Origin of the sequence: Pseudomonas sp. FDAARGOS_761 (assembly GCF_013343155.1) — a bacterium.
GTDB classification, from domain to species: domain Bacteria; phylum Pseudomonadota; class Gammaproteobacteria; order Pseudomonadales; family Pseudomonadaceae; genus Pseudomonas; species Pseudomonas aeruginosa.
Genome location: NZ_CP054572.1, coordinates 184303 through 192500 on the forward strand (window position 1 = coordinate 184303; position 8198 = coordinate 192500).

Here is an 8198-nt window from a genome sequence, read left to right on the forward strand (position 1 = left end):
GACCTGACGTGAAGAAGATTTTCGTATTCGCCGCGCTTGCCGGCAGTGCCGTGCTCGCGGGCTGCGCCAGCCCGCAGCACGGGGCGATCCCGGTGGTGGATTCCGGTACTCCGGTGTCCAACCAGGAAAGCGGCGGTTTCCGCATCACCCGTACCCAGGTACCGCGTACCCAGCAAGGCGCCGCCACCCAGGGCATTCCCCAGGGCGGCGACTCCGGTGTGGTGGTGATGGTGCCGCAGGGCGCCAATTCCGCACCGATCCAGACTTTCCCGGCGCAGTCCGGCGCCGCGCCGATCAGCAGCGCTCCGCTCGGCACCGGCACCCAGTACCAGGCTCCGCCCAGCAGCGCCTCCACGCCACCGCTGGGTGGCAGCTACAACATGCCGCCCAGCGGCGCCAGTCGTTCCGCGCCCACCGGCATTCCGGCCTCCGGCTCGGCCGGCAGCCTGGCGGCCGACGAGCAGTTGGACGGGCCGGTCCTGGCGATGCTCACAACCGCCCAGCAACAGCAGGGCAGCGGCGACCTGAACAGCGCCGCCGCCAGCCTCGAGCGAGCCCAGCGCATCGCTCCGCGCGAGCCGCAGGTGCTCTATCGCCTGGCCCAGGTGCGCCTGGCCCAGGGCGATGCGGCCCAGGCCGAGCAGGTCGCGCGCCGTGGCTTGAGCTACGCCAATGGCCGGCCGGCCTTGCAGGCCGGGCTCTGGGAACTGATCGCCCAGGCTCGGGAGAAGCAGGGAGACTCCGCCGGCGCTGCGCTGGCCCGGCAGAAGGCCAAGGTCAGCTCCTGATGGATCGACGGGTCTATGCGCTGGCCGACCAGTTGTTGCTGATCGAGCGTGAGTTGCGTGCCCTCGGCTGGTGGAGCGAAAGCAGCCCCGCCCCGGAAGCGCTGGCCAGCCCCGAGCCGTTCTGCGTGGATACGCTGGCGCTCGAGCAATGGCTGCAATGGATCTTCCTGCCACGGATGAAGCTGATTCTCGAAAGCGACAGCGCCTTGCCGCAAGCCTCGGGTATCCTGGCCATGGCCGAGGTGGCCTATGCGCAGCGTGGCGAGGAAGTCGCCGGCCTGCTGGCGGCGCTTGGCGAGTTCGACCGGCTGATCGGCGGGCCGTCATGAAGCTTCGGCAGTAAAGAAAAACCCGGCTACAGGCCGGGTTTTTCTTTGCTTCAAGCAAAGCGGAGAGCCGGGTCAGCCCCATGCTGCGGGACGGGGCTGTGTTCGCCTCAGCGGCAATTCTCCTGGATCGCCTTTTCGGCCTTGGCGATTCGCTCCTGGCGTTCTTCCTCGCCGAGGCGACGGAGTTCGCCCTTGCCTTCGTCGACCCTTACGCGCGGGTTGTTCTTCAGTTGCGCGAGGTTGTTGCGGGTCTCTTCGCAGAACTGCTTGCGCTCGGCCTCTTCCTTCGCCACTTGCTGCTTCACCTTGTCGTCGATCGCCTTCTGCTCGGGATCGGCCGGTTTCTGCTGGATGGTCGGTGCCGGGGTCGAGGGGGGCAGGGGGAAGTTGTCCGGCGGCGGGGCGGTCTGGGTATTCACCGTGGTCGCTTGTGCACCTTGCGGCGGTTGTGCGCCGAAGTGGGTGACGCCCTCGGCGTCGACCCATTTGTAGATCGGGGCGGCCATGGCGAAAGAGGAGAGGGCGAGCAACAAGCTGGCCGGGAGGATCATGCGTCGCATGCGGAGTCCTTGGAATGCGCTAACTGCGGCTAACTATAACCAAATCCGCCAGCGCGGCATGCTGCACGGCATCACAACCGCCGCCGGAGACGGCCTCGCCGTGGCAAGTCCTCGCGGGAATCATGGGCATTTTGGAAAAGTTTGCTCTAAATCGGAATTTTCTAGCCATAAAATCTGTTTTTGGTCATTGATCAGCTTTTTTATAGAAGGGTATGGCAGCTTCCTTGGAATTTTTTTTGATAATTTTCAGAATAAAGCTTGACTTGCGTTCGACGAATGCGAAGAATCCAAGCTCGCTGTAGCGGGCCGTCTGCAACCCAGTCCCCTCTCCGGCAGACCATGAGGTGCCTACCCGCGCCGAAAGTTACACCCTGCTTCGCGTTACCTCGCGCTGGGTGGAAGAGCTCCGTAACACCAGGCGCCCTTCCAAGTTTGCTCAATCGGCAGTTGACGTAGCCGGTGACTACCGTCACCCATGCTCTGCCGGGCAGCCAACCGAATTTCGGTCGCCCGCCCCTGGGTGGCCGTATAGCGTTCTAGAGGTGAAAACGTGGAGCTTTTATCTGGCGCTGAAATGGTCGTCCGCTCGTTGCGCGACGAAGGCGTTAAGTACATCTACGGGTACCCGGGTGGTGCCCTCCTGCATATCTACGACGCGCTCTTCAAGGAGCACGACGTGACCCACATCCTGGTGCGCCACGAACAGGCGGCTACCCATATGGCCGACGGCTACGCCCGCGCCACCGGCAAGCCCGGTGTCGTGCTGGTGACTTCCGGCCCGGGCGCGACCAACGCCATCACCGGTATCGCCACCGCATACATGGACTCCATCCCGATGGTGATCCTGTCGGGCCAGGTGCCGAGCAACATGGTCGGTACCGACGCGTTCCAGGAAACCGACATGGTCGGGATCTCCCGGCCGATCGTGAAGCACAGCTTCATCATCAAGCATCCCTCGGAAATTCCCGAGGTGATCAAGAAGGCCTTTTACCTGGCGCAGTCCGGTCGTCCGGGGCCGGTGGTCGTGGATATTCCGAAGGACATGGGCGACCCGACGCAGAAGTTCGAATATTCCTATCCGAAGAAGGTCAAGTTGCGTTCGTACAGCCCGGCCGTTCGCGGTCACTCGGGGCAGATCCGCAAGGCCGCCGAGATGCTCCTGGCCGCCAAGCGCCCGGTGGTCTATTCCGGCGGCGGCGTGATCATGGGCAATGCCGCGGCGCCGCTGACCGAGCTGGCGCAGATGCTCAACCTGCCGGTGACCAACACCCTGATGGGCCTCGGCGGGTATCCCGGCGCGGACCGCCAGTTCCTCGGCATGCTCGGGATGCACGGCAGCTTCACCGCCAACCTGGCGATGCATCACAGCGACGTGATCCTCGCGGTCGGAGCGCGTTTCGACGACCGGGTCATCAACGGCGCGGCGAAGTTCTGCCCGAACGCCAAGATCATCCACATCGACATCGATCCGGCGTCGATTTCCAAGACCATCAAGGCCGACATCCCGATCGTCGGCCCGGTGGACAGCGTTCTCACCGAAATGGTCGCGATCGTCAGGGAAATCGGCGAGACCCCGAACCAGGATGCCCAGGCTGCCTGGTGGAAGCAGATCGACGAATGGCGTGGTAACCGTGGGTTGTTCCCGTACGACAAGGGCGACGGCAGCATCATCAAGCCGCAGACCGTCATCGAGACGCTCTACGAGGTTACCCGTGGCGATGCCTTCATCACCTCCGATGTCGGCCAGCACCAGATGTTCGCCTCGCAGTACTACAAGTTCAACAAGCCCAATCGCTGGATCAACTCCGGCGGTCTCGGCACCATGGGCTTCGGCTTCCCGGCGGCGATGGGCATCAAGCTCAACTTCCCGGACGACGATGTCGCCTGCGTGACCGGCGAGGGCAGTATCCAGATGAATATCCAGGAACTGTCTACCTGCCTGCAGTACGACCTGCCGGTGAAGATCGTCAACCTGAACAATGGTGCCCTGGGCATGGTCCGCCAGTGGCAGGACATGCAGTACAACAGCCGTTATTCGCATTCCTACATGGAATCCCTGCCGGACTTCGTCAAGCTTGCCGAAGCCTACGGGCATGTCGGCATGCGCATCACCGACCTGAAGGATCTGAAGCCGAAGATGGAGGAGGCGTTCGCCATGAAGAATCGCCTGGTCTTCCTCGACATCCAGGTGGACGCCAGCGAACACGTCTATCCGATGCAGATCCGTGACGGCGCGATGCGCGACATGTGGCTGAGCAAGACGGAGCGTACCTGATCATGCGACACATCATTTCCCTGCTGCTGGAAAACGAGCCAGGCGCATTGTCCCGCGTGGTCGGCCTGTTCTCCCAACGCAACTACAACATCGAAAGCCTGACCGTGGCGCCGACCGAGGACCCGACCCTGTCGCGTCTGACGCTGACCACCGTGGGGCACGATGAGGTGATCGAGCAGATCACCAAGAACCTCAACAAGCTGATCGAAGTGGTCAAGCTGGTGGATCTGTCGGAAAGCGCCCATATCGAGCGCGAGCTGATGCTGGTGAAGGTCAAGGCCACGGGCGCCCAGCGCGCCGAGGTCAAGCGCACCACCGATATCTTCCGTGGGCAGATCGTCGACGTCACCAGTAGCGTCTATACCGTGCAACTGGCGGGTACCAGCGACAAACTGGACAGCTTCATCCAGGCCATCGGCACTGCGTCGATCCTGGAAGTGGTCCGCAGTGGCGTCACTGGCATCGCCCGTGGCGACAAGACTCTGAGCATCTGAACTGAAAGCAGGCCCGCGAGGCCTTACTGAAGGGGAATTCCCATGCGCGTTTTCTACGATAAAGACTGTGACCTCTCGATCATCCAGGGCAAGAAAGTTGCCATCATCGGCTACGGCTCCCAGGGCCACGCCCATGCCTGCAACCTGAAGGACTCCGGCGTCGACGTCACCGTGGGCCTGCGTAGCGGCTCCGCCACCGTGGCCAAGGCCGAAGCGCACGGTCTGAAGGTTGCCGACGTGAAGACCGCCGTCGCCGCAGCCGACGTGGTCATGATCCTCACCCCGGACGAGTTCCAGGGCCGCCTGTACAAGGAAGAGATCGAGCCGAACCTGAAGAAGGGCGCCACCCTGGCCTTCGCTCACGGCTTCTCCATCCACTACAACCAGGTCGTCCCGCGCGCCGACCTCGACGTGATCATGATCGCGCCGAAGGCCCCGGGTCACACCGTGCGTTCCGAGTTCGTCAAGGGCGGTGGCATCCCTGACCTGATCGCCATCTACCAGGACGCTTCCGGCAACGCCAAGAACGTCGCCCTGTCCTACGCCTGCGGCGTCGGCGGCGGTCGTACCGGTATCATCGAAACCACCTTCAAGGACGAGACCGAAACCGACCTGTTCGGTGAGCAAGCCGTTCTCTGCGGTGGTTGCGTCGAGCTGGTCAAGGCCGGTTTCGAAACCCTGGTCGAAGCCGGTTACGCGCCGGAAATGGCCTACTTCGAGTGCCTGCACGAGCTGAAGCTGATCGTCGACCTGATGTACGAAGGCGGCATCGCCAACATGAACTACTCCATCTCCAACAACGCCGAATACGGTGAGTACGTAACCGGTCCGGAGGTGATCAACGCCGAGTCCCGTGCTGCCATGCGCAACGCCCTGAAGCGCATCCAGGACGGCGAATACGCGAAGATGTTCATTACCGAAGGTGCGGCCAACTACCCGTCGATGACTGCCTACCGCCGCAACAACGCCGCTCACCCGATCGAGCAGATCGGCGAGAAGCTGCGCGCGATGATGCCGTGGATCGCAGCCAACAAGATCGTCGACAAGAGCAAGAACTAAGCGGCTCCGGCGACAGACGAAGAAACGCGGCCCCGGCCGCGTTTTTTCGTTCTTGCCTGGCGATCTGGTATAAAGCCTGGGCCGGCGGAGTTGTCTTCCTAGTCAGAAGTGCTGTCGGCATATTCGTACCCCATCAGTTCCCAAGGAATTGTCCATGAGTGAACGTCCCGAGGAGCCGAACAAGGCCTCCGACGAAGAAAGCCTGCTGCCCATCGACGAACATATAGAAGAAGGGCACGACGCCGAAGGGCGGAAGGTTCGTCACCGCGGTATCTACCTGCTGCCCAACCTGTTCACCACGGCGGCCCTGTTTTCCGGCTTCTACGCCATCATCAATGGCATGAGCGGCCAGTTCGCCAACGCCGCCATCGCTATCTTCGTGGCCATGGTCCTCGATGGACTGGACGGCCGTGTGGCTCGCCTGACCAACACCCAGAGCGCCTTCGGCGCCGAGTATGACTCGCTGTCCGACATGGTCGCCTTCGGTGTAGCGCCGGCGCTGGTCGCCTTCGAATGGGCGCTTGGCAGCCTCGGCAAGGTCGGCTGGATGGTCGCCTTCATCTACGTTGCGGGCGCAGCCCTGCGTCTGGCTCGTTTCAACACCCAGGTCGGCAAGGCCGACAAGCGCTATTTCATCGGCCTGGCCAGTCCGGCCGCCGCGGCGCTGGTGGCGGGCACGGTATGGGCGTTCAGCGATTTCGAGATCCAGGGCGCCAAGGTTGCCTTCCTCGTCGCCCTGCTGGTCGCCGCCGCTGGTGTGCTGATGGTCAGCAACATCAAGTACCACAGCTTCAAGGATCTCGACCTGCGCGGCCGGGTGCCGTTCGTGGCGATCCTTATCGTGGTGCTGGCCTTCGCCGTGGTCTTTACCGACCCGCCGCGCATCCTCCTGTTGCTGTTCCTTGCCTACGCGGCCTCCGGTCCTGTGCAATACCTGCTGCAGCTGCGTCGCCGGAAGCAGCCGAGCTGATGTAATTTCCAACGGGCTCCGTAGTCTACTGGCACAAAGCTGGTCATTGCGGAGCCCGTCATGCTGATCAAGATTCCCTCCCGTTCCGACTGTTCCGAGTCGGAAGTCACGTCCGAAACCCTCTACCTGTCCCGTCGGCGTCTGCTCGGTGCTTCCTTCGCCGGATTGGCGCTGGCCAGCGGCCTGCCGCGCCTGGGCTTTGCCGACGAACAGCGCTATGCCGGCGTCGAGCCGGTGCCGGCGCCGGGCTGGTTCGCCGAAAAGCTACCGCAGACCCGCTGGCAGGCGGTGGATGTCCAGAGGGAGGCGATCACGCCATTCAAGGACGCCACCCACTACAACAATTTCTACGAATTCGGGCCGAACAAGGGCGACCCGGCGGAAAACGCCTCGGCCCTGAAGACCGAGCCCTGGTCGGTGGTGATCGACGGCGAGGTCGGCAAGCCGGGTACCTATGCCCTCGAGGATTTCGTCAAACCCTACCAACTGGAAGAGCGCATCTATCGGCTGCGCTGCGTGGAAGCCTGGTCGATGGTGATCCCTTGGCTGGGCTTTCCCCTGGCGGACCTGCTCAAGCGGGTCGAACCCAATGGGCAGGCGAAGTTCGTCCGTTTCGAAACCCTGCAGCGTCCGGAACAGATGGTCGGCCAACGCTCCGGTTTCTCGGTGATCGACTGGCCTTATATGGAAGGCTTGCGCATGGACGAGGCGATGCATCCCCTGGCAATTCTGGCGGTGGGCATGTACGGGCGGCTGTTGCCCAACCAGAATGGCGCGCCGTTGCGCCTGGTGGTGCCGTGGAAGTATGGCTTCAAGAGCATCAAGTCCATCGTGCGTATCAGTCTGGTCCGCGAGCAGCCGAAGACCACCTGGGAAAGCATTGCCGCCAACGAGTACGGGTTCTATGCCAACGTCAATCCGCAGGTCGACCACCCGCGATGGTCCCAGGCTCGCGAGCGGCGCCTGCCCAGTGGGTTGTTCAGCCCCAATGTACGGGATACGCAGATGTTCAATGGCTACGGGAGCGAGGTCGCTTCCCTTTATAGCGGCATGGATCTGAGGAAGTACTACTGATGCGCTACTGGTATCTGCGCCTTGCGGTATTCCTGGGGGCGCTGGCAGTGCCGGCCTGGTGGTTGTACCAAGCCTGGATCTTTGCCCTCGGACCTGACCCGGGCAAGACCCTGGTCGATCGACTGGGGCTGGGCGCCTTGGTATTGCTGCTACTCACCCTGGCGATGACCCCACTGCAGAAGCTGAGCGGCTGGCCGGGCTGGATCGCCGTGCGTCGCCAGTTGGGGTTGTGGTGCTTCACCTATGTGCTGCTGCACCTGAGCGCTTACTGCGTGTTCATCCTGGGGTTGGACTGGGGGCAGTTGGGCATCGAGTTGAGCAAGCGTCCCTACATCATCGTGGGAATGCTTGGATTCGTCTGCCTGTTCCTGTTGGCGATCACTTCCAACCGCTTCGCCATGCGCAAGCTCGGTAGTCGCTGGAAGAAGCTGCATCGCCTGGTCTACCTGATCCTTGGGCTCGGCTTGCTGCACATGCTCTGGGTGGTGCGGGCAGACCTGGAGGAGTGGACCCTGTACGCTGTGGCTGGTGCGTCGCTCATGCTGCTGCGGCTACCCTCGATCGCTCGCCGCCTGCCCAGGCTTCGAACTCGTCCCGGTGTTTCGTAATAAAAGTTTCAAATAAGTGTTGACGCCAGTTTCTATCTCCC

General features: G+C 62.6%; 10 protein-coding genes. 9 read left to right on the plus strand and 1 reads right to left on the minus strand.

Going from position 1 to position 8198, the window contains the following annotated elements:
• Positions 1–8 precede the first annotated feature (8 nt).
• The gene (gene lpoP, locus FOC67_RS00865) at positions 9–788 is read left to right on the plus strand and encodes a penicillin-binding protein activator LpoP (RefSeq protein ID WP_003095080.1); all 780 of its coding nucleotides are present in this window, start codon (positions 9–11) and stop codon (positions 786–788) included.
• Positions 788–1117 carry a YqcC family protein gene (locus tag FOC67_RS00870; protein ID WP_003111351.1) on the plus strand — a complete coding sequence of 110 codons (330 nt, stop codon included), beginning with the start codon at positions 788–790 and terminating at the stop codon, positions 1115–1117. The genes lpoP and FOC67_RS00870 overlap by 1 nt, the downstream gene beginning before the upstream one ends.
• Before the next feature lie 107 nt (positions 1118–1224).
• On the opposite strand, the gene FOC67_RS00875 is transcribed toward FOC67_RS00870, so the two are convergent.
• Positions 1225–1677 carry a DUF4124 domain-containing protein gene (locus tag FOC67_RS00875; protein WP_003095076.1) on the minus strand — a complete coding sequence of 151 codons (453 nt, stop codon included), beginning with the start codon at positions 1675–1677 and terminating at the stop codon, positions 1225–1227.
• On the opposite strand from FOC67_RS00875, the gene FOC67_RS00880 reads away from it, so the two are divergent.
• The 7 genes from FOC67_RS00880 (at position 1667) to msrQ (ending at position 8157) form a co-directional block, all read left to right on the plus strand.
• The gene (locus FOC67_RS00880) at positions 1667–1939 is read left to right on the plus strand and encodes a hypothetical protein (RefSeq protein WP_153514944.1); all 273 of its coding nucleotides are present in this window, start codon (positions 1667–1669) and stop codon (positions 1937–1939) included. The genes FOC67_RS00875 and FOC67_RS00880 overlap by 11 nt on opposite strands.
• 288 nt (positions 1940–2227) lie before the next feature.
• Positions 2228–3952 carry an acetolactate synthase 3 large subunit gene (locus tag FOC67_RS00885; RefSeq protein ID WP_003111348.1) on the plus strand — a complete coding sequence of 575 codons (1725 nt, stop codon included), beginning with the start codon at positions 2228–2230 and terminating at the stop codon, positions 3950–3952.
• A 2-nt stretch (positions 3953–3954) separates the two neighbouring features.
• A complete protein-coding gene (gene ilvN / locus FOC67_RS00890) occupies positions 3955–4446 on the plus strand; it encodes an acetolactate synthase small subunit (protein WP_003095069.1) in 492 nt (163 codons plus the stop codon).
• A 42-nt stretch (positions 4447–4488) separates the two neighbouring features.
• Positions 4489–5505 (plus strand): ketol-acid reductoisomerase, encoded by a 1017-nt coding sequence (gene ilvC / locus FOC67_RS00895; protein ID WP_003095066.1) that lies wholly within the window; start codon positions 4489–4491, stop codon positions 5503–5505.
• A 154-nt stretch (positions 5506–5659) separates the two neighbouring features.
• Positions 5660–6475: a CDP-diacylglycerol--serine O-phosphatidyltransferase gene (gene pssA / locus FOC67_RS00900; protein ID WP_003095061.1), complete on the plus strand. Its 816-nt coding sequence runs from the start codon at positions 5660–5662 to the stop codon at positions 6473–6475.
• 60 nt (positions 6476–6535) lie between these two features.
• Positions 6536–7549 carry a protein-methionine-sulfoxide reductase catalytic subunit MsrP gene (gene msrP, locus FOC67_RS00905; protein WP_003121058.1) on the plus strand — a complete coding sequence of 338 codons (1014 nt, stop codon included), beginning with the start codon at positions 6536–6538 and terminating at the stop codon, positions 7547–7549.
• Positions 7549–8157 (plus strand): protein-methionine-sulfoxide reductase heme-binding subunit MsrQ, encoded by a 609-nt coding sequence (gene msrQ / locus FOC67_RS00910; RefSeq protein WP_009314197.1) that lies wholly within the window; start codon positions 7549–7551, stop codon positions 8155–8157. The genes msrP and msrQ overlap by 1 nt, the downstream gene beginning before the upstream one ends.
• The last annotated feature ends 41 nt before the right edge of the window (positions 8158–8198 follow it).